The 22282-nt window shown below is 63.5% G+C and carries 17 protein-coding genes and 1 pseudogene; 11 read left to right on the top strand and 7 right to left on the bottom strand.

The annotated features are described in order from the left end of the window. Positions 1–470 precede the first annotated feature (470 nt). The 11 genes from AUC69_RS06215 (at position 471) to pqqB (ending at position 13707) form a co-directional block, all read left to right on the top strand. A complete protein-coding gene (locus AUC69_RS06215; RefSeq protein ID WP_069441391.1) occupies positions 471–1112 on the top strand; it encodes a TonB-dependent receptor plug domain-containing protein in 642 nt (213 codons plus the stop codon). 23 nt (positions 1113–1135) lie between these two features. Next, complete coding sequence (locus AUC69_RS06210; protein WP_193427405.1) at positions 1136–3235, top strand: TonB-dependent receptor family protein; 2100 nt, start codon at positions 1136–1138, stop codon at positions 3233–3235. 259 nt (positions 3236–3494) lie between these two features. Next, positions 3495–3749 carry a hypothetical protein gene (locus AUC69_RS06205; RefSeq protein ID WP_069441389.1) on the top strand — a complete coding sequence of 85 codons (255 nt, stop codon included), beginning with the start codon at positions 3495–3497 and terminating at the stop codon, positions 3747–3749. A 315-nt stretch (positions 3750–4064) separates the two neighbouring features. Beyond that, on the top strand, positions 4065–5438 hold the full coding sequence (locus tag AUC69_RS06200; RefSeq protein WP_069441388.1) for a histidine kinase: 1374 nt from the start codon (positions 4065–4067) through the stop codon (positions 5436–5438). 6 nt (positions 5439–5444) lie between these two features. Further along, positions 5445–6140, top strand: a complete 696-nt coding sequence (locus AUC69_RS06195) for a response regulator transcription factor (RefSeq protein ID WP_342018540.1) — start codon at positions 5445–5447, stop codon at positions 6138–6140. A 375-nt stretch (positions 6141–6515) separates the two neighbouring features. Then, on the top strand, positions 6516–7256 hold the full coding sequence (locus AUC69_RS18380) for a PQQ-binding-like beta-propeller repeat protein (protein WP_244500124.1): 741 nt from the start codon (positions 6516–6518) through the stop codon (positions 7254–7256). After that, positions 7178–8446, top strand: coding sequence for an outer membrane protein assembly factor BamB family protein (locus tag AUC69_RS06190; protein ID WP_244500123.1), 1269 nt, complete (start codon positions 7178–7180; stop codon positions 8444–8446). Before AUC69_RS18380 ends, AUC69_RS06190 begins: the two co-directional genes overlap by 79 nt. A gap of 128 nt (positions 8447–8574) precedes the next feature. Next, positions 8575–10431 (top strand): quinoprotein dehydrogenase-associated putative ABC transporter substrate-binding protein, encoded by a 1857-nt coding sequence (locus AUC69_RS06185; protein WP_069441387.1) that lies wholly within the window; start codon positions 8575–8577, stop codon positions 10429–10431. Positions 10432–10571: 140 nt separating this feature from the next. After that, positions 10572–11699 carry an ABC transporter substrate-binding protein gene (locus AUC69_RS06180; protein ID WP_425283510.1) on the top strand — a complete coding sequence of 376 codons (1128 nt, stop codon included), beginning with the start codon at positions 10572–10574 and terminating at the stop codon, positions 11697–11699. 15 nt (positions 11700–11714) lie between these two features. Next, complete coding sequence (locus AUC69_RS06175) at positions 11715–12692, top strand: PQQ-dependent catabolism-associated beta-propeller protein (RefSeq protein ID WP_069441386.1); 978 nt, start codon at positions 11715–11717, stop codon at positions 12690–12692. 76 nt (positions 12693–12768) lie between these two features. After that, the gene (gene pqqB, locus AUC69_RS06170; protein WP_069441385.1) at positions 12769–13707 is read left to right on the top strand and encodes a pyrroloquinoline quinone biosynthesis protein PqqB; all 939 of its coding nucleotides are present in this window, start codon (positions 12769–12771) and stop codon (positions 13705–13707) included. On the opposite strand, the gene AUC69_RS06165 is transcribed toward pqqB, so the two are convergent. From AUC69_RS06165 to AUC69_RS06135, 7 genes and pseudogenes are all read right to left on the bottom strand, one after another. Continuing rightward, positions 13704–14684 (bottom strand): CHAD domain-containing protein, encoded by a 981-nt coding sequence (locus AUC69_RS06165; protein WP_083239157.1) that lies wholly within the window; start codon positions 14682–14684, stop codon positions 13704–13706. The two genes, pqqB and AUC69_RS06165, sit on opposite strands and share 4 nt — an antisense overlap. Before the next feature lie 81 nt (positions 14685–14765). Continuing rightward, positions 14766–15395, bottom strand: a complete 630-nt coding sequence (locus tag AUC69_RS06160) for a thiamine phosphate synthase (RefSeq protein WP_069441564.1) — start codon at positions 15393–15395, stop codon at positions 14766–14768. Positions 15396–15426: 31 nt separating this feature from the next. Then, positions 15427–16215 (bottom strand): thiazole synthase, encoded by a 789-nt coding sequence (locus AUC69_RS06155; protein ID WP_069441383.1) that lies wholly within the window; start codon positions 16213–16215, stop codon positions 15427–15429. Continuing rightward, a complete protein-coding gene (gene thiS, locus AUC69_RS17895) occupies positions 16215–16412 on the bottom strand; it encodes a sulfur carrier protein ThiS (RefSeq protein ID WP_069441382.1) in 198 nt (65 codons plus the stop codon). Before thiS ends, AUC69_RS06155 begins: the two co-directional genes overlap by 1 nt. Beyond that, entirely contained in the window at positions 16390–17397 is a 1008-nt protein-coding gene (locus AUC69_RS17890; RefSeq protein ID WP_069441381.1) for an FAD-dependent oxidoreductase, read from the bottom strand. Before AUC69_RS17890 ends, thiS begins: the two co-directional genes overlap by 23 nt. A 156-nt stretch (positions 17398–17553) precedes the next feature. After that, positions 17554–18977, bottom strand: a pseudogene (locus tag AUC69_RS06140) (gamma-glutamyltransferase family protein). 278 nt (positions 18978–19255) lie between these two features. Beyond that, on the bottom strand, positions 19256–22282 hold a 3027-nt coding region (locus AUC69_RS06135; protein ID WP_069441380.1), incomplete at its 5' end, for an error-prone DNA polymerase.

Genomic DNA, 22282 nt, shown 5'->3' with positions numbered 1-22282 from the left:
CAATTCTGTGACAAATGCGCCGCAGCAACCGAAATACGCGCGCCGCTCGACGGAGAGCCCGCCGCGAAGTGACGCTCGGCGAGAAAGATTCACTCCGCGAAACCGGGAAGAAATCCAAGAGGCATTTTCCGGTTTGGTCGAGTCTAACGGCGGAAATCTACGGATTCCGTTTTGCCTCGAGCGAAGACCGCAATCCACAGCCGGCTCCCCGATAACGCGGTGGCGGAAAGTGTTCCCGGCGCCTTTTGGATCGCCCCGCCCCCTCCGATCAATAGGGTCGCTTGGGGGCAAGTGACGAGACGGGGGATTCGCGCGGGGACATTAAGACGGGCAGCCATACTTCTCTCCACCAAGTGAATCGGCTGGCGCAGTTCTCTCGCGTTCCCTCTCTCGCCCAAAAAAATATCGCCCCGCCGACAGGGAATGAGCCTTCGCATGTTCGAAGGTCAAAGAGGACTTGGGGGGCTGACATGAAGAAGCGCTTATTTGGGGGCGCGCTCGCGCTCGGGGTGGCGATGTTCGCGCCGGGGGAAAGCATCGCACAAACGAACGAAGACGAGTCGACTGTCGACGGGACGGCGTCTTCCGTCACGGATCAGCCCGCTTCCGGGGGATCGCCCGCCGACGACGATGAAATTCCCCCCGTCGAGGTTATTCAGCCACAGGTGGAACCGGTGCCCGTACCCCAGGCCGAGGCGAAGCCCGCGCCGAAGCCGCGTGCCCGTCCCGCGCCGCGGCCCGTGGTGGCAGCGCCTCCTCCTCCGCCTGCGGAACCCCTCGAGCCCGAGTTCGACATTCCGAACCAGATCGTGCAGCCCTTGCCCGGCTATTACGGCCCGCCCGGCGGCGAAGCGGCGTATGAGCGGGCGATGGATTCGCCTCAGTCGCCCATCAATCCAGTCAATGGCATCGCGCCGGGGAATCTGCAGGACTTTTCGAGCGCGGCGAGCCGGGTGACGCGGCAGCAGATCGATGAGCAAGATCCGCTGACCACCAACGATATCCTGACCCGAGTGCCTGGCGTCAATATCGTCGCCGACGACGGACTGGCGCGTCACGGCGGTATCGGTGTGCGTGGATCGCCCCCCGGCGTTCGCGCAAGGTGCTCGTGATGGAAGACGGGCGTCCTATCAATATGAGCCTGTGGCTCGACCCATCGACGCACTATACACCGCCGCCCGAGCGTCTCGAAGCCGTCGAGGTTGTGCGTGGTTCGGTGATCTACGGACCGAACAATAATTTCGGCGCGATCAACTTCCGCAACTTCCAGCCGTTCGGCCCCGACGAGACCGTGATCTCGGGTGAAGGCGGCGCGGTGTCGTTGGATGGCCCTAGCCTTGACGACGCCGGCTCGGCGGCTAAGTGGCATGTGCACACGCGGAAAACGTCGGGCAATTGGGGCACCGTCGTGTCCTATACCGGCGCCAATGCGCAAGGCGCTTGGGATAGCGAGCGGCTCCGCTACAACGACTTTTATGCAGCGCTCGGTTGGAAGGGTGTGAAGTCGGACGCGACCGTGTCCGCAGTCTATTTCCGCCAGCGTGACAATTACGATGAAGCCAATCTCGAGTTTGAAGAGGAAGAAGAAGACGGCGACGAGGAAGGCGGCGACTTGGCCGAGGACGAAGAGCTTGAGGAGGAGGAGGAAACGTCTTTTCGCTCCGACACCGTCGAAGAGGCCTTCTTCAAAGAAATCGGGCACTGTAAGACGTGCTACAACCCAGGCTCGAGCTACAACACCTACAACGCCGACGTGTTGCTATTGCAGGGCGTCTATAATTACTATTTCAACGCCGACACGACCCTGAACTATCGCATCTACGGGCAACACCACAGGCGCGACCGGTATCAGAACTTCGAGGGAGCGAATCCAGCTGCAGCAGAGGGCGATTTCACCGCGCTCTTCCTTGATGACGAAGTCGTCATCCCGGAAGGTGTGATGCTCGGCCGCCTGCGGACCTACAATTTCGTGGGCACGGCGCTTCAGACGGAGTTCGCCAATCGCCCGCTCGCCTTCGGTCTTACGCAGGACATCCAGGCGGGCGTTCGCTACGAGCACCACAACTTCTCGAATGCCAACTTCTTCGGGCGGCAGGGGCAGATCCTGGAGGACGGTGATGAGAAGGGCGCTTACGTATTCGATGTGGACACCCAGGCGGATGCGTGGTCGTTCTTCTTGCAGACCTCGATCCCGGTTACGCCGGCGCTCAGCATCGTGCCGGGCGCGCGTCTCGATCATTACCGCATCTCGCGGGATATCCGGGTCGGGTCCGAGGAAGAGGGTGAGGGCGAGGAACTCGAGGAATGCGAGATCGGTGGCCGGGAATTCTTTGACGGCGAAGAATGCGCGGTGTTCGAGGTCGACCGGGATCCTCTCTCCGAGGCGTTCACCGAGACGCACGTGCTGCCGGGGATCGGCTTCTCATGGGGGTTGCTCGGCAAGCATACCGTCCCGACAGGCAAATCCTTGGAACTGCCCAAGACCACGTATCACACAACGATGTATGGCGGTTATAACCGTGGTCTGACCATGAACGTGTTGCGTGAGTCGAACGTTCGCTTCCCACCGCCCAGCGAGCTCGGCGACAACTACCAAGTCGGCATTCGCTCGACGGGGATCAAAGGTGTGACGTTGGACGTCGCGGGCTTCTACAAGCTGATAGAAAATTTCCAGGTAAAGGGCTCGTCGACGGATGCTGCGGGCAACAACGTCTACACAAACCTCGATCAGGTCGAGATCCCCGGCGTGGAGATGTATGCGCGACTCGACACCAGGCCCTTTATCGGCGGGAACCTCAATCCGTTCCTTGAAGGGACCTTCACCTACAACGACGGCACCATCACGGAAGGCGCCGATGCAGATGGCACCTCGCTAGTGGGGAACCTCATCCCGGAAGTCTCGCGTGAGGTGGCCTATCTGACCGCCGGCATCGAGAGCGTGAAGGGTTGGAACGCCAGTGTGAGCTGGGTCTATCGGGGCGGATTCTTCACCGATGAGCAGAACACGCCGTACGGCGGTGATTTCTCAGGCGAGAATGGCTTTGTGCCGAGCGTCTGGCTGCTCAACGCGCGGGCCAACTACACGGTCCCCCAGAACTTGATGCCCAATGCCGATTTGGTGTTCTTCGTCTCCGGTGAGAACCTTGCCGACAAGCTGTATATCACCGACCGTGAGGACGGTGTGAAGCCTGGCCTGGGCCGTACCTTGATGGCTGGTGCCAGGCTTAAGTGGTGATTGTCGCGACCGGTATTGTGACAAAGCTCAGGGGACGGGGCGCATGTCGTCTCGTCCCCTTCCTTTCAGTTGATCTCCAATTTCGCAGCGACATGACAAGATTTTGAAGCTGGCAAAATCGTTGCCTAGTTATCCCGTCGTATTTTTCCTACGTACTCCCACAGCGAAGGGGTAAGTTTCCCGCTTGGAAACGCCAGGACGGGCCGTTCACTGCGACCAATGTCTACAATTCATCTCATCGTCAAAGGAGGCTCATCCTATGAATAGGCTATCAATTGCTGCTGTTGCTTTGGCATTCGCTGCCGTTCCTGCGATTGCGGACGACGATCCGAGCGCCGACGAGGCCGCCAAGATCAAGGCCGCCGTCGCCGAATGGGGTTGCGAAGGCGGCGAGTACGAGAAGGAGTCCGAGGGTACGGGCGTGTATGAGGCCGAGGACGTGAAGTGCAAGTCCGGCCAGTACGACTTCCGTCTCGACAAAGACTTCAAAGTCTTCGTGATCACCAAAGACTAGGCGAACACCGTTGCGATACGCTTGCTACGGGGGCGTCAAGATCCTTTGTGCAAGCATGATCCGGTTCGGCCAAGGGGGTGCAGCATCGCTTGCACCCCCTTTGCTTTGGCCGGAATGAGCCGCTGAAGGATATTTCAGGGGCTGAAGGCTCCCCCGGCGGTTTGCCCAAGTTTCCTAACTGGGCTACCTACTATCCCCACCACGCAAGAGCCCAAACGCATGCTCAAAGCAGGGAAAAGCCGCGCCTGGCAGATCGTCAGGATGCTCAGTCCGATAACCCTTTGGCAGGGTCGCTCGGTTCGGACTCAGCTCCTTGTGATCATCGGGGCCGTGAATCTCCTGGCCGCCGCCACGGCCGGGGCGGTTTGGATTCTCAATACGCGCTCCGCCACGCGTGTTGAGATCGAGGCTTCCCTCGAGGTCGCGCAACATTTCGCCACCACCACCATTCGCGACCTTGCGAGCCAGGGCCGCATGGAGTGGTTGTCCGAACGGCTGCCCCAAGAGCTCAGGAGTCTGCGCCACGTGCGCATCCTGCTTATGGCCGATGGCAAACTCACAATGCTGTCGCCGCGGTCCAGCTCCGGCGAGGAGTATGAGTCTCGTTGGGCGCCTAAATGGTTTGCCGCCCTGGTTGGCCCGACACTCTCCGGCCGGTCCATCAGGGTCGTATCGGCAAGCCGGGCCGATCCCGTGATCATTATCGGCGAGCCCGCCGATGAGATCGCCGAGGCTTGGCGGGATTTCTCGTCGCTTGCCATTATCTGGATCACCCTCGACGCGCTGATCGTCGTCATCCTTTACATCGTACTCGGGCGGGTTCTCGATCCGCTGGCGAGCCTCGCACGCGGGATGCAAAGCCTAAAAGGCGGCCGCTACGCCACGCGGCTCAAACCGTCCAGGGTGCGCGAGATTGCGCTGATCACCGATCGCTTCAACGCGCTGGCCCATAGTCTCGACGGAGCGCGGGAGGAGAACAGCCAGCTCTATCGCCAGCTCATTACCACGCAGGAAAAGGTCCGGCGCGAAATCGCCCACGAGCTCCATGACGAAGCCGGCGCCTGCTTGTTCGGCTTGTCAGCCAACGCATCGTCGATCCGGAGCTTCGCCAACCAATTGGATGAAACGCACAGCACCGAGATTGGCGAGCATGTCGGAGAGATCCTGGGAAACGCGGAGCGGCTGAAGACGATGAACCGGACAATTCTGAAGCAGCTTCGGCCAGGGCCGCTCGGTCAGGTGCAGCTCGCCCAGCTCATCAACGAGCTCGTTAGCGGGCTGCAACGCAACCATCCCGACACGCAGATATTGGCGACCATCGGCGAGCTTGCGAGTTCCTACGGGGAGGGCGTCGACCTCACGCTTTATCGCTGCATTCAAGAGGGAATCACCGCGACCATTCGCACGGGGAAGGCGCAGACCGTCTATCTCGATGTCTCGGAGCGGCGGCTCGCCGGCCGTGGGGCGCGCAAGGAGAGCCGGCAGATCCTGCGCCTGACGCTGCGCTGCGACGGCGAAGGGTTTCGCGTATCGAAGCCGCAGGACCTGACGCTCGCTACGATGGCCGAGCGGGTGCGCGCGCTTGGCGGCTCATACACATTCAGGAACCCGCCGGCCAAGGGCACCACGATCCGCATCGACATTCCGATCAAGCGCGCCACGGCGCAGCGTGCGCTGGCTCTGAGCTAGGGGGCAATGGCCGTGACGCATGTTCTTCTCATCGACGACCACCCTATCGTCCTACAGGGCTGCAAGAAGCTGCTGGAAAGCGCCGGCGCCGACGATGTCGACCAAGCGCAGAGTGCGTCCGAAGGATTTCGACTTTACCGCCGGCGTAAGCCAGACGTGATCGTGGTTGATCTGGCGATGCAGGCGGGTGCGCTGAACGGTCTGTCCTTTGTGCGACGCTTGCGGCGGATCGATACGGAGACCCCGGTGCTGGTGTTGACGATGCATCGCGATCCGGTCGTCGTAAGCCGTGCGCTCGAGCTCGGCGCCAGCGGTTATGTTCTCAAAGACGCGCCGCCCGAGGAGTTCGTCCTGGCATTTGAGAAGGTGCGCGATGGCAAACCCTATCTCAGTCACGACTTGGCTTCGGACGTGGTCTTCAATCGCATTAGGGACAACAAGAACAAGCTCGACCGCCTGACACCCCGCGAGCTGCAAACTCTCGCCTTGGTGGCCGAAGGCAAGCCCTATGGCGAAATCGCCGAGGAACTGCGGGTGAGCTACAAGACGGTTGCCAATATCTGCACTCAGCTCAAAGCCAAGCTTGGCGCGCGGACGCGTCCGGAATTGATGCGTATTGCCCTCCAACACCTGCCGGATACGGCTAGGCTCGAGGCCGCGATCAAAGATCGGCGGCGGGAGGACGCGCGCGACGAGTCTTGACGACCGTGCAGAATCCCGCACCGCGCGTGATGGCTGACGCAAATCGGTTGCAATAGATCTTACCGTTTGACGGTACCGATAGCGGAAAGCGATCTCCCTCGCGCTTGATTAGCCTCTATGCGAGAGCGGCAACCACTTCCCACCGAGCTTTGGTAACAGTTCCAACAATCCATGAGCTAGCTTCCCATGCATCGAGTTCCGCTTCAGGGCCTCGTGGAGGGTGGTTCATCGGTGTCTCGGCACCAACAAGCCACGAAGCGCGTTAGTACGATTTGCCGGCTTCGATGGAACTCCTCCTCAGAATCCGTGCCGTTGGCGCCAATAGCGGTCAAGCCAAACAGGCATTCACTTGCAGTCCTTCGGGAGGAGCGAACGATGAGGTTCCAAAAGTATGCATTGCTTGCGGGCGGCGTTTTCGCCGCTCTATTAATGTTGTCGGGACCGGTCATGGCGGATGAGTCCGCCTCGGCCGAGATCGACAAACGGGCGCAAGACCCCAACCAGTGGCCCGCGCCGGGGCGTGACAATCTGCTCACGCGCTTCAGCCCGCTGAAGGACATCAACACCGGCAACGTCAATAAGCTGGAGATGATCTGGTCGCAGTCGATGAACTCGCTGCGCGGCCAAGAGGGTCAACCCATCGTCATCGATGACGTTGGCGGCAAGCCGATGATGTTCTTCGTCAGTGGTTGCCCCAGTATGGCTTTGTGCAATTGGGTCCAGGCCTTGGACCTTAGCGATCCGGACAATCCGAAAGAGGTCTGGAACTACGTAAAGCAGACCGACCGTGACGAGTCGGCTATCCCTCGCGCCTGCTGCGACACCGTCAATCGCGGCCTGAACTATGCCAAGGGCAAAGTCATCATGCATACGCTTGATGGCTTCGTCATCGCGCTCGACGCCCAGACCGGCAAGGAACTCTGGGTCGTCAAGCATGCGTATCCGGAGAAAGGCGAGACCCATACCGGGCCGGCCATGATCGCCGACAATCTGGTGATCGCGGGCTTGGTGGTGACGAGTTCGCCGCGCGGGGCCGCTTGGACGCCTACGATATCGAAACCGGCAAACTCGTCTGGACCTGTCACTCGACCGGCTCCGACAAGGATGTCTGCCTGACGCCCGAGTCCAACAAGGCCAATCCCCATTACGGTACCTACGGTCAGGATCTCGGCATCAAGACCTATCCGAAGGACGAGTGGAAGATCGGTGGCGGTTCTCCTTGGGCCTGGTTCAGCTACGATCCCGAACTGAGGATGATCTATGCTTCGACCGGCAATCCCGGTCATTGGAGCCCGGGTCTTCGTTGCGGGCTAACGGGCGACGACCATACGCACGAGAAGTGTAACGAGTATGATGAAAAGCTAGGCTCCGGCCCGTTCGACAACAAATGGTCGATGACGATCTTCGCCCGCAAGGTTGACACCGGCGAGGTCGTTTGGGCCTATCAGATGACGCCCTTCGACCAGTGGGACTATGACGGGGTCAACGAGAATATCCTCACGGACATGGAGATCGACGGCAAGACGGTCAAAGCGCTCACGCATTTTGACCGGAATGGCTTTGCCTATGTTCTCAATCGCGAGGATGGCACGCTGCTGCGGGCCAACAAGTTCGTGACCGTGGACTGGGCCGAGAAGGTCGACCTCAAGACCGGCCGTCCCATCAAGGTCAAGGCGCATTCGCCCTTCGACATCGGCGTGAACACATCGGCTTGTCCGTCGGCCATGGGCGGCAAGGATCAGCAGCCCTGCGCTGTCGATCCCGGCGAGCCGAACATGTTCTATTGCCCCACCAACAACTGGTGCATGGAGGACGAACCGCAGGAACGCTCGCACACGCAACAGGGCACGGTCTATGTGTTCGCCAACGTGTACATGTATCCTGAGAAGCCAGGCATCACCGGCAAGTTCAAGAAGTTCGATGTTCTTACCGGCAAGACCGCATGGGAAATTCCGGACCCGTACCCGAATTGGGGCGGGGGCATGGTCACCGCTGGCGGGTTGGTGTTCTACGGCAGCCTCAATGGCGACTTCCGCGCCGTAGATCGCAACTCCGGCAAGATCCTGTGGAGCCGTAAGCTGGGCTCCGGCATCATCGGCAACCCGATCACCTACAAGGTGGGCGGCAAGCAGTATGTGTCGGTGCACTCAGGCATCGGTGGCTGGATCGGCCTGCCGGTGACCGCCGGTCTGGACCTGAACGACAAGTTCGGTGCCATCGGCGCCACCGCTATGGCCAAGGCCGCGGGGCTCAACCTGATCCCGCAGGGTGCCAACGTCTACACGTTCAGGGTCTCCGAAGACTAGTTCTCCCTAGTCCAACGGCGTCAGGTGCGAGAATTCGCACCTGGCGTCGTCCGATTCCAGGAGGCAATTGCCCGCCACGAAGATCTCTGGTGCGGCCCAAACAAGAAAAACCTAGGGAGTTCGGTGACGTGACATTCCGTGTAACCGGTCTGCTATCGCTGACCGTCGTCTGCGTTAGTCTTGGCTTTGGTGCCTCGCTCGCAAGCGCCGCCGGCACGAAGACTTTCGACAACACCAAGGGATTCGATCAACTCACCCATGCCGAAAAGACGGTCGCCAAGACGCTCGCGCGCAGCACGAAGCTGAGGCAACTGCGGGTCTGCGCCGATCCCGGCAACATGCCGCTCTCCAGCGCTAACGGTGAGGGCTACCAGAACAAGATCATCGAGATTCTGGGCCGGGCCATGAGTACCAAGGTGGTGTATTTCTGGCGCCCTTATCTCGAGCGGGGACTCACGCGCGAAACCTTCGCCAATGACGAGTGCGATGTACTCCTCGACATGCCCGCGGACTATCAAGGCCTGTTGACGACAGTCCCGATCTATCGCAGCGCCTATGTCCTGGCCACGCGTGAGGGAGACGATCTCACCTTTACGGATTTTGACGACCCGCGGCTGAAAGAGCTTCGGGTCGGCGCTTTTCAGCATTCCGGCATCCGCCTAGCGCTGGCCAAGCACGGCGTGCGTGACAATGTCAGTGTTCACGTGATCAGCCATGACGCCGACCTTTCGCCTGAGAAGCAGCCGTGGCGGCAGGTGCAGGAGGTGGTCGACGGCAAGCTCGATGTGGCCGCTGTCTGGGGACCCTTCGCCGGTTTCGTAAAGACCACGAAAGGCGAGAAGCTGGCGATTCAGCCGGCCAATCTGATGGAAGATCAGATCCCACTCGAGTTCGATCTTGCCATCGGGATGCGCAACACCGAGGCCGTGCTGAAATACCGATTGGACGATGCGCTCGAGCAATCGAAGGATGAGATCAAGCAGGTTCTAACTGACTATGGCGTACCGCTGGTGGCATGCAGCAAATGCGTGGTGCCCGGCGACATCCCTTCTCACGGCAGCTACTTCCAGCGCGGCCGACAGGCGGTCCGCCAGCTGTTTCTTGAGCCGCTCTCCGCCGAGCGCTCGCAGATCAACAAGGATCAAGCGAGCGCCGATCAGATCGTCACGGCCGCGCGGCTCGAGAATTGGCTGGAGGAGGGTGCGGATCTAACCCAGGAGCTTGCCAACGCGGTGTTGGCCTCCGACCAGGCCCGCGTCGAACTTTTGCTCGACAAGGGTGCCGACATCGACAAGCGCAACATTCAGGGTTTGGCACCATTGCACGGCGCGGCGCGTCAGCGGGACTCCAGCATGATCGAGTTCCTGATCGCTCATGGCGCCGACGTCAATGAGCGAGACAGCGACGGTTGGACGCCGCTCGCTCATGCCGCGTTCCGCAATCATGTGCCCTCGATCGAGGTGCTTGCCGCCGCCGGCGCCGATGTCGATGCGGGGGCGCCCGGCTTCACGCCGCTGTCGATTGCCCTGGCCGAGGGCAAGCTCTTTGCCGCCAAGGGTCTGCTTGACGTCGGGGCATCCGTCGACAAGGCGTCCGGCGAGGACGCGCTAACGCCGCTGATGCTGATCGCCAGTCTGCGCCAAGTCGAGGGCCGCGCCGCGAGCCTCAGTCAAGGGCCGAGCTCGGTTGAGATCGCCAGGATGTTGATCGACAGGGGCGCCGACGTGAACGCCAAGAGCAGCAAGGGCGTGACGCCTCTCATGGTGGCGGCGGCGCACGACAACCCGCCGGTTATCGGCGTTCTGGTGCAGGCCGGCGCCGACGTCACGGCCAAGGCGCGCGACGGCAAGACCGCTTTGGAGATCGCCGCCTTTAATCAGAACGCCGCCGCCGTGCAGCAGCTCGAATTGCTCGAACCGGCAAAATCGCCTCAGGCGGCCGAGACGAAGACCACACCCAACGGGCAGCCTGGCGTCGGACAATGACGATGGACGCGTTCCGGCGGGCCCGTATTTGGCTCGGGCTCGCCGCCTTTGTACTGAACTGGGGCCTTCTCAGCGCCATTGTCTCCGGCGTTGCCGGTTCGGCACATGCGGTCAAGGCGACCGGCGATGCCGCGCCCGAGATCGTCACCATCTACTATCTCGGCAAGTCCTATAAAGAGCCGCCGCCCTTGTCCCTGCTTGAGAAGCCATTGAGCGACAAAGGCATAGCCGGGGCGAGGCTCGGCATTCGCGACAACAACACGACCGGCAATTTCCTCGATCAGGCTTTCGTCATCGAGGAAGCGATTGTGCCGGAAAAGGGCGATGTGGTCGCTAAGGCCAAGGAGATTCTGAAAGGCGGCGATGCGCTGATCGTCGCCGATCTCGAGCCGGACGATCTCCTTGCCGTGGCCGACCTGCCCGAGGCCGCCGGCTCGGTGATCCTCAACATCCGCAGCGACCGCGACGAGCTGCGTGAGCAAGATTGCCGCCGTAACGTGTTCCACATCTCGCCGAGCTACGCGATGCGGGCCGATGCCCTGGCGCAATATCTCGTGTGGAAGCGCTGGAGCCGGTGGTTCCTGGTCCAGGGCAAGACCGACGAGGACGCGCGTTATGCGGCAGCCGTGAAACGCGCCGCCAAGCGGTTTGGCGGCAAGGTGGTCGAGGAGCGACGTTTCGACTTCGACGCCGGCTATCGCCGGACGGATTCCGGCCACCAGCAGATCCAGACGAAGATGCCCGAGCTGACGCAAGGCGCGGCAACCCATGACGTGGTTTGGGCGGCCGATGTGGGCGATGCGTTCGGCACCTATCTGCTGTTCCGCACGTATGACGCAGACCCGGTGGTGGGGACACAAGGACTACAGGCGGCGGCGTGGCACCGGGCCTATGAGCAATATGCCGGCACGCAATTGCAGAACGCTTTCGAGGAGGCCGCACACCGGATCATGACCGAGCGTGATTACGAGGCGTGGCTTGCGGTCCGTGTTTTCGGCGAGGCGGCGACGCGCACACGGGAGACCGATATCCCCACCCTCCGCGCGCATATCCTGTCCGATGACTTCAAGGTCGCTGGCTTCAAGGGTCAGCAGTTGACCTTCCGCCCCTGGAACCACCAGCTCCGTCAGCCGCTCCTCATCATCGGTCCGCAGGCATTGGTCTCCATGTCACCGCAAGAGGGGTTCCTGCATCCGAAATATCTGACCGACACGCTCGGGTTCGACGAGCCCGAGAGTCAATGCCGCTTCGGCGGCAAAGCCAGTTGAGACAACTGAGAGTTCATGATCATGAAACATGCCTTCGCCGTTCTGTCCCTTGCCGCCGCCGTCGCGATCCCGGCAATACCGGCATCCGCCGTCAGCATTTTCATCAGCAATGAGCGGGACAACACCGTCACCGTGGTGGACGGCGATACGCTGGAGATCGTCAAGACCATCGAGGTCGGCCGGCGCCCGCGCGGCGTCATCATCTCGCCCGACCACAAGGAGGTCTATGTCTGTCTCGGTGACGACGAGCAGGTCGCCGTCATCGATACGGACACGCTCGAAGTAACGCGGCGCATCGCCTCGGGTCCCGATCCGGAGCTGATGGCCGTCGATCCAAAAGGGGAGCGGCTCTATATCGCCAACGAGGACGATTCGCTGGTCACGGTCGTGGACCGCAAGAGCGGCGAGACGGTAGGTGAGGTTTCCGTTGGGCTGGAGCCGGAGGGCATGAGCGTTAGCCCCGATTCCAAGGTCACTGTGGCAACGTCCGAGACCACCAGCATGGCTCATTTCATCGACAACAACTCATTGGAACTGCTGGCGAATGTTCTTGTCGACACGCGGCCGCGCGAGGCCACCTTCGCGCCCGACGGCAAGACGGTGTGGGTCTCTGCCGAAGTGGGCGGCACCGTCGCGGTGATCGACGCCAAGAGCTTCGAGGTCTTGAAGAAGATCGGCTTCGCCATCCCCGGCGTGCCCGCCGAGCTCATTCAGCCGTTGGGTGTGGAATTCGCCAAGGACGGCAAGCTCGTCTTCATTGCCCTGGGTCCTGCCAACCGCGTGGCGGTGATCGACGCGGCCACATACAAGGTCAAAGACTACATTCTTGTCGGCCAGCGGCCCTGGCATCTCGAAATGTCGCCCGACGGCAGCAAGCTCTATGTGGCCAACGGCCTGACCAACGACATGACGGTGATCGACACCGCCAGCCTGAAGGCGGAAAAGTCCGTTCCCGTCGGACGTCTGCCATGGGGCGTCGCCGTCAAGCCATAGGTCGTGAGCGGGGGACTGATGAACACCGGACTTTTTGCCTTGACTGAACGGGGGCACAGAAGCCATTGACCTTCATATGTTGATCAAGGTCATCGGCGCGGGAGCAGGCGGCGGTCTGCCGCAGTGGAACTGTAACGGCCGCAACTCGGCCGACGCGCGCAAAGGGGTGCCGACCGTGAGCCCGCGCTCGCAGGCCTCGGTGGCGGTGAGCGCCGACGGCCGCCAGTGGGTTCTGCTGAACGCGGCGCCCGATCTCAGACAGCAAATCAACGCGACGCCGGAACTGCAGCCCAATCCCGACGGTCCGCCCCGCAATAGCCCGATCAAGGCCGTCGTGCTCACCAATGGCGACGTGGACGCAGTCGCAGGCTTGCTGTGCTTGCGCGAAGGACAACCCTTCACGGTCTATGGCAGCGACCGCGTGCTCGACGTGCTTGCCGGCAATAGTATCTTTGACGTGCTCAATCCCGATCTCGTCAAGCGCGTGCCCATGGCGCTCGGCAAGGCGTTCCCCGTGGTGGGGCCCGAAGGCCCCGTTGGCCTCACGGTGGAGGCTTTCACCGTGCCTGGAAAGATTCCGCTTTATCTCGAGGACGAAGAGAAGGGCACCGGCGGCAGCTTCGGCACCGAGGAAGGCGATACGGTCGGCTTGAAAGTCACCGAGGATTCGAGTGGCGAGCACTTCTTCTTTATTCCTGGTTGCTCGCGGGTCGACGATGTCTTGCGCGCACGTCTCTCAGGGGCGCCGCTCCTGTTCTTCGACGGCACCCTCTACACCAATGAGGAGATGATCGAGCAGGGGCTGATGAGCAAGACCGGCGACCGGATCGGCCATATGAATATGTCCGGGCCGGAAGGTACGCTCGCGCAGCTCGCGCCGCTCAACATTGCGCGCAAGATCTTCATCCATATCAACAATTCCAACCCGGTGCTGCGCGACGACTCGCCCGAGCGGGCGGCGGTGGAGGCGGCCGGTTGGGAAGTTTCCTACGATGGGATGGTTGTGACGTCCTAGCTCTGGCCGGCGCGTCCGGTGCGGGCGTTGCCGATCGCCACGACATTGCCGGGCTGCGGCGGCTGGATGACCGGCTTGTCCGCGCCCACTGCGGCGGTTGTCCAATAAGCGTGAATCCGCTCGGTAAACGGACCCGGCTTCTCCACGAACAATCTCTCGCCCTTGATCCTCGCCTCTTTGCGCAGCGCCTTGTGCCGCTTGCGGCAACGCTTCATGAAGGCGCGCGTCTCCTCGGGACTGCCGAATGTCATGGTCGGCGTCGAGACGAGGTGGATGAGCATGGCGATGTCGTGGTCGTCGCCGAGCAGTTGCGACAAGGCGTGCGCGGCTTCGGCGCGGGCAGTCAGCTCCGACGGCCAACACGGGGCGAGCAACTGCATATGCCGCCAGTGATGCTGCACGCCCTTCCGCCACTCATGCAGCTCGTCGGCCTCGCCCACGTCCGCGGCGATCTTGAAGCTCCTGCGCGTGGTGCGGTAGCAGCGCTCAAGGCCCTTGGCGAGCGGGTTGAAATCGTCGGGATAGACCGCGAGGCCGGTGAAGGCCGGTCGCAACTCGAGCAACCGGCGCAAGGCGTCCGACGCGGTGCTGTGCTCGAGATTTTGCTCGGCAGCCTGCCGGCGCTTGTGGAGCCAACCGCGCACGGACTGGATCGGTCCTTCGCCGTCGCCCGGCTGGGTATTGCGCTCCAGCTTGTCGACGGCATCAAGCAGCGCCTGAGCATCGCGTGCGGCGGCGAGGCCCTTGCCGATACTGGCGACGCGCGCGGTCAGGTTGCTGAACACAGGCTCCGGCATGCCCGGCCGCGCGAGCAGAAGGAGGGATCTCAGTCTTTTGAAGCACTTACGGGCGCTGTGGACGCCGGTATGGCGGTCGGGCGTGGCCGACAGGGAGCTATGGGCGATCTCAATTTCGGCGAGGGCCGCGCTTCTCAGCGCCTCGCTCATCGGCAAGGCTGGATCAAGCCGGTAACTCATCGCGGCCCCACTCTAATCTCTTCAAAGTCCCCGTGTCATGATTCCCGCCGGGGCGGACAGGGTCAACCCCAAACTGGGCCCTCAACCTTGTGGAAACCCTGTTGATAAGCCGCGCCACGGCTGTGTGACAGCGACCCAGTTTCCTGCTCTGCTCTCAGGGTCTTGATTTGTCACAATATCGGTTATGACAGCCACGGTGTCGGCGCCGGCCGCGAGCACGACCGGCGCCCGCTCAAGGGTGATCCCGCCGATGGCAACGAGAGGGCATTTGACGATTGCCCGCCACTCGGCGAGGCGAGGCAGACCTTGCGGTTGCCAGGGCATTTTTTTCAGCGTGGTGGCGTAGATCGGACCGAGCGCCACATAGTCCGCGCCCGCGGCAAGGGCCGTCTCCAGCTCCTCATGGCTGTGAGTGCTGATCCCGACCTTGATACCCGCCGCTCGGATCGCCGGTAGGTCGGCGGCAGCCAAATCCTCTTGGCCCAAATGCACGAAGTCGGCGCCGGCGGCTATCGCCTCGCGCCAATAATCGTTGATCACGAGCTGGCAATCGTGCGCCGTGCATAGCGCCAGCGCCTTGTCGATCTCGGCGCGGACTGTTTCGGCGTCCTGGTCCTTGATCCTGAGCTGCACGAGCTTGACGCCCTGCGGCAAAAGACGGGCGAGCCAGCCGGTATCGGGAAGGATGGGATAGAACGGATCGAGATGGATCACGGTCACACCTCAAAGGTCGGGCGCGCGGTCAGGAGGCGTGATCGATCTTGAAGAAGGGCGTGCCGGCCACCGGCGTGGATGGGGACGCCATGTCGCGCGGCTCGACAAGTCCCGCTTCGAAGGCGAGCCGGCCTGCTTCAATCGCCTGTGCGAAGGCGCGCGCCATCTTGACCGGATCGTCCGCCTTGGCGACCGCCGTGTTCAGCAGCACCGCGTCATAGCCGAGCTCCATGGCCTCGGCGGCATGCGAGGGCGACCCGATGCCGGCGTCGATGATGAGCGGCGTGTCGGGGAAATAGGCCCGCATCGATTGAAGCGCGGTCTTGTTGATGAGCCCGCGCGCCGAGCCGATGGGCGATGCCCAGGGCATGAGGACGCTGCAGCCCGCGGCGAGCAGGCGCTCGGCGGCACTCAAATCTTCCGTGGTGTAAGGCAGCACGTCGAACCCTTCGGCGGAGAGCACGGTGGCCGCCTCGACCAATCCGAACAGGTCAGGCTGTAGCGTATCGGCGTTGGCGATGACTTCGAGCTTGACCCAAGACGTGCCGAACAGCTCGCGGGCCATTTGCGCGGTGGCCATGGCCTCCTTCGCCGTGTGGCAGCCGGCTGTATTGGGCAGCACGCGGCAGCCGAGCTCCTCGATCAAACCCCAGAAAGCTTGGCCGGTACGGGCGCGCGCCGATTCCCGGCGCAGCGAGACCGTGACGATTTCGGCACCCGACGCCTCGACCGCCTGGCGCAGAATATCCGGCGATGAATATTGCGCCGTGCCGAGCAGCATCCGCGAGGTGAATTCTTGTCCGTAAAGCTGGAGCATCAGCCGCCCTGCCTCGGGGCCACGATCTCGACCTCGTCGGCCTCGGCGAGCGGCGTCACGCTACGCTTGGCGGAGGCCACAAAGCTGCCGTTGACGGCGGTCGCGACCTTGGCGTCGGTGAAGCCCAGCGTGGCGCAAAGCTCATCGAGATTGCTGGCATCGGTGGCGAAACGCTCACCGTTGAGCAGGATCTGCAACGAAGACCTCCGGTTCGATGGCGCCGGTCTCCAGATAGCCGGCGAGGAGCTCGGCCATGACCGGCGCCAGCAAAAAGCCGTGCCGGTAGAGGCCGTTGACGTAGATATAGCCCTTCGCGACGATAATCCTAGGTCGATTGTCCGGAAAGGCCGGGCGCACGCCGGCGCCAAGCGCCAGGATCTCCGCCTCGCCGAAGGCGGGGTCGAGCACATAGGCGGCGCTCAGCAGCTCGAGTGCGGAGCGTAAGGTGACGGGTCCCGCATCCTCCCTCTCGATGGCCGTGGCGCCGACCATGAATAGACCGTCACCCCAGGGCACGAGATAAAGGGGGAAGCGCGGATGGAGCAGCCGGATGGGTCTCGCGATGGCGATGTCGGGCGCGCGCACCACGATCCGTTCGCCGCGAACGCCGCGCAGCGAGGGCAACGCATCCTTGGCGGCCAGGCCCCGGCAATCGATCACGAGATCTGCGCCTTGCGGAACGTCGTCCACGCCGAGCCGCACGTCCACGCCGGCCTTCTCCACTTCTCCTAGGAGAAAGAGGAGGGCGGCGTTCGGGTTCACATGGGCCTCGCCGGGATAATAGAGAGCGGTGCCGAAGCGTGGGCCGAGCTCCGGTTCGAGCGCGGCCAGCGCGTTGCCGTCGAGGCGCTCGGCACCTTGGGTCATGCGCGCGAAGCGGTCGAGCATCACGCGGTCGCGTGGCGGCGTGACCACGAGGCTGCCCTTGGTCATGAGGCCCGGATAGGCCGCCTTCCACAGGGCAATCCCGCGTTCGCCGAGCTCGCGGATGATCGGCTCGGCGCTCTCCTCCTCGCAGCGGGGCGCGAGCATGGCCCCGGCATAGGGGCTGCAACTCTGCGCGAAGGGCGCGGCGGAGCGCTCGAGAAGCGTCACCGTGTGCCCGCGGCGGGCGAGGGTGAGCGCCTGCCAAAGGCCGGTGATGCCGGCGCCGCGGATGGCGATGGAGAGAGGCTGGCTCATGCGCTATTGGGTGCCTGGGACGGCCGCGCCTGTCTAGCCCCCAGGGTGACGCTGTCAGGTAAGGCGGCTAGTCGCCGACAGCCATGCTTTCGCGGCGGGGGTCGGCACCGCCTTCGAGCCCGTCGGGCGTCACGGCGATGATGTGTTGGCCGCTCGTCATGTCCCGGCGGCGAACCGCGTGCCCTTGGCCACGAGCTTCTCGGCGAGCGGGTCCCAAACGGGCGCGGGCTCCAGGAGAAGCACGTCCTCGGTGCTGCCGAAATTGACCAGCGCGGCGGCTTGCGCCGCGTCCATCCGCCAATCGATGAGCGCGAACAGGGCTTTGAGGTTGAACATGATGATGCCGGGACCGCCCGGCGATCCCAGCACGTAATCGAGCTTGCCGTCTTCGCCGAAGACCATGGTCGGGTCCATGGAGCTGCGCGGCCGCTTTCCGGGCTCGACGCGATTGGCGACCGGGCGGCCGTCGGCATCGGCCGGCAGAAACGAGAAATCCGTCAGCTGGTTGTTGAGCAGGAAGCCGCGCACCATGGTCCGGGCGCCGAAAGCGTATTCGATGCTGGTGGTCATGGAGAAGGCGTCGCCCCAGGCGTCGACCACGGAGACCTGGCTCGTACCGCCACGCTCCTTGGTGTGATCGCGGCCGAAGGCGCTGGGCGGCACGGTGCGCGGCGTGCCCGCGGTCACCTTACGTTGGGCGCGCGTCGGATCGATCAGGGCGCGGCGCGTCGCTAGATAGTCCTTGTCGAGGAGACCTGCGACTGGGACCGTCACGAAATCGGGATCGGCGAGATAGCGCGCCCGATCGGCGTAGGCGAGGCGCTCGGCCTCGGCGATCAGGTGAGCCGCCTCGGGCTCGAAGGTGGTCGTGCCGAGATCGAAAGCTTCGACGATGCCCAGCACCTGGCCGACGGCCACCGCGCCGGAGGACGGTGGCCCGGCGCCGCAGACTTTGCGGCCGCGATAGGGAACGCAAACGGCGATGCGGTTCTTGGCGCGGTAGTTCGCGAGGTCGGCTTCGGACAGGGTGCCGGGCGCACGCGGATCGGTTGCAACGGCCTGGGCGATTTCGGCGGCAAGCGCGCCTTCATAGAAGGCGTCGGGCCCTTCTCTGGCGATCGTCTCGAAGGTCTCGGCGAGCGCCGGATTCTTGAGCTTGTAGCCGACGGGCCAGGGGCGTCCGTCCGCATCGAAGAAATAGGCGCGGGCGGCAGGCGCGAAGGTCTGGGGGTCGGCGCCCGCAAGCATCTTGGCCAGGCGCGGGGAGACGGCGAAGCTTCGCGCGCAAGGTCGATGGCGGGCTGGAACAGCGCCGCCCAAGGGAGCTTGCCGTATTCGTCATGCACGAGCTTGAGCGCGGCGAGCACGCCCGGCACGCCGACGGAGAGCCCGCTATGCATGGCCGCGTCGCGCGACAGAGGCAAGCCGTTCGCGTCGAGGAAGAGTTGTGGCGTGACGCCGGCCGGCGCGGTCTCGCGGCCGTCATAGCTGGTCAGGGTGTCGGTGGCGGCCTCCCAATAGAGCATGAAGGCGCCGCCGCCGATGCCGGAGGACTGCGGCTCGACGAGAGTGAGCACCATCTGGGTGGCGATGCCGGCGTCGATGGCCGAGCCGCCTTTGCGCAACATGGCAAGCCCGGCTTCCGCGGCGAGCGGGTGGGCGGCGACGACCATGTGCTCCTTCGCCTTGACCAGAGGCTTGGGGTTCAGGCCGCTTTCGCCCTCCGGCATGTCGAAGGCTTTTGCGGGCGCAGCCAGCAGAAGCAGCGCGAGCGCGGCGGCAAACGCGACGGTGAAAGGGGCGCGTGACATGCGGCGCAGCATATCCGGTTTCGCCAGGCTGACCAGTCATCCACCAGTCAATGGAAGTCGCGTGATTTCGGAATGACGCGCTCCTCGCGCGGATGGCAGCGTGGGTGCCAGCGCGGATGACGGTGCTCCCCCTTCATGCGCGCATCGCCGCCCTCGGGGTGCTTGACGTGATCGGCGGGGGATAGAGGCAGCGGTAGATCGTACCGTTCGCCGCCACGCCAAGAGCCGGGATCGGGGCGGCGGACCTCGTCAGCGTTGGCGAGCGCCGCCTCCATGGCCTCGCCATCCTCGCTGAGGAGATGCAGCCAATCGCTGTGGTCTTCCAGCCGGGCCGCCACCACATGGATGATATCCTCGTGTCGCTGCACGCGGCCATGCACCACGACGAGCCGCGCGCCCATCACAACTTTGCGTTCCCGCTCCAGCACTTTGGGCCAGATCACCGCATTGGCGACGCCGGTCTCATCCTCGATGGTCATGAACACCACGCCGGCCGCCGAGCCCGGGCGTTGGCGCACGAGGATGACGCCGCCGACATGCACGCGGGCGCCGTCTCTTGCTTGCTTGAGTGAGGCGCAAGAGACGATGCGCGCGGCGGACGCACGGGCGCGCAGGAAGCTCATGGGGTGGGCTTTGAGGGAGAGACGAAGCGTGCGGTAGTCGTTCACCACATGCTCCGACAGCGGCATGAGGGGAAGGGCGACGCGCGGTTCCTCGCCGGTCTCGACCGCGTTGGCATGATCGAACAACGGCAGCGGAATGTCCTGCGGCAGGCCGCGCATCTCCCACAAGGCTTGGCGGCGGTCGAGCCCGAGCGAGCGGAACGCATCGGCGCTTGCGAGCTTCTCCAGACTGGCGCGCCCCATGCCGCCGCGCCGCCACAGGTCGCGCACATCGCTATAGAGAGCGCCGCCATCGCGATGGGCGACGATGCTTTGGGCGTCCGCCTCGCCCAGGCCGTCGATCTGACGAAGCCCAAGACGCAGCGCACAGGCACCGTCACGAGTTGGCTCGAGCGTGCAGTCCCAGGCGCTGTGATTGATGTCGGCCTCGCGAGCCTCGACCCCATGCTCGCGGGCGCACCGCACGATCTGCGCCGGCGCGTAAAAGCCCATGGGCTGGGAATTGAGCAAGGCGCAGGCGAACGCCGCCGGGTAATGGCATTTGAGCCAGGCCGAGACATAGACGAGATGGGCGAAGCTCGCGGCGTGGCTTTCGGGAAAGCCATACTCGCCGAAGCCCTTGATCTGGTTGAAGCAGCGTTCGGCGAAATCGGCCGGATAGCCGCGTGCGGTCATGCGGCCGACCATCTTATCTTGCAGCGTGCCGATGGTGCCGCGGCGGCGGAACGTGGCCATGGCGCGGCGCAGCTCGTTGGCCTCGGGACCGGAAAACTTCGCCGCCACCATGGCGAGCCGCATGGCCTGCTCCTGGAACAGCGGCACGCCCATGGTCTTGCCGAGGACCTGATGCAGCTCGTCGGCAGGCCCATGGGCCGGGTCCGGCGAGGGGAAGTCGACCGGCTCGGCGCCGGAGCGGCGACGCAGATAAGGATGCACCATGTCGCCCTGGATCGGCCCTGGGCGGACGATGGCGACCTCGATGACGAGATCGTAGAAGCATCGTGGCCTCAGGCGCGGCAGCATGTTCATCTGCGCGCGGCTCTCCACCTGGAACACGCCGATGGAGTCGGCCTGGCACAGCATGTCGTACACGGCGGGATCGTCGTGCGGCACGGTGCCGAGTGCGATGTCCTTGCCGTAATGTGCTTTCAGCAAAGCGAAAGCCTTGCGGATGCAGGTGAGCATGCCGAGTCCCAGCACATCGACCTTCAAGAGCCCCAGCGCGTCGAGATCGTCCTTGTCCCATTCGATGAAGGTACGGTCCGCCATGGCGGCGTTGCCGATGGGCACGACCTCGGACAGCGGTCCCCGCGTGAGCACGAAGCCGCCCACATGCTGGGAGAGATGGCGGGGGAAGCCGATCAGCTCGTGCGCAAGTTCAAGACAGCGGGCGAGCAGCGGGTCGCTTGGATCGAGCCCCGCCTCGCGCACATATTTCTCGGGCAGCGACGAATTGCTCAAACCCCAGATGGTGGTGGCCAGCGCGGCGACGGTGTCTTCGGAGAGGCCGAGCGCCTTGCCGACCTCGCGCACCGCCGAGCGGCCGCGATAGGAGATGACGGTGGCCGCCAAGCCGGCGCGGTCGCGGCCGTAGCGGGCGTAGATATATTGGATCACCTCCTCGCGCCGCTCATGCTCGAAGTCGACATCGATGTCGGGCGGCTCTTGCCGCTCGGGCGAGACGAAACGCTCGAACAGAAGGTCGATCTCGGTGGGATCGACATTGGTGATGGCGAGGCAATAGCAGACGGCGGAGTTGGCCGCCGAGCCGCGCCCCTGGCAGAGAATGCCGAGGCTGCGCGCGTAGTGGACGATGTCGTGGACGGTGAGGAAATAGCGCGCGTAGTCGAGCTCGGCGATGAGGACGAGCTCCTTTTGGATGGTGTCGCGCACATGATCGGGAATGCCGTTCGGAAAACGCCAGGCCGCGCCCTCCCAGGTGAGGGTCTCCAGATGCGCTTGCGGGGTCTTGCCGTGCGGCACCGGCTCGTCCGGATATTCGTATTTCAGCTCATCCAGCGAGAAACGGCAGGCGTCCGCGATCTCGATGGTGCGGTGGAGTGCGTCCTCATGGCCCTTGAACAAGCGCGCCATCTCCAATGGCGATTTCAGATGTCGCTCAGCATTGGCTTCGAGGCGGAGACCGGCGTCGTTGATCGTGCATTTCTCGCGCACGCAGGTGAGCACGTCTTGCAGCGGCCGGCGGTGGGGCGCGTGATAGAGCACGCCGCCGGTGGCGACGAGGGGAGTGTTCATGCGCACCGCAAGCTGGGCCAGCGCTTCGATGCGGGCCCGATCATCGCCGCGATAAGCATGGCGGGCGGCGAGATAGAGCGGCGTTCGCGGCGGCAGCCTGTCTTCGATGCGGTGGAGTTCAGTTTCAAACGTACGTGACTCATTCTCCCTCCCCCTGGAAGGGGGAGGGCGGGTGGGGGTGTTGTCGTCGTCGCA

The organism is Methyloceanibacter superfactus, assembly GCF_001723305.1.
Classification (GTDB): Bacteria; Pseudomonadota; Alphaproteobacteria; order Rhizobiales; family Methyloligellaceae; genus Methyloceanibacter; species Methyloceanibacter superfactus.
This window is presented reverse-complemented; position numbering and strand designations above follow the sequence as displayed.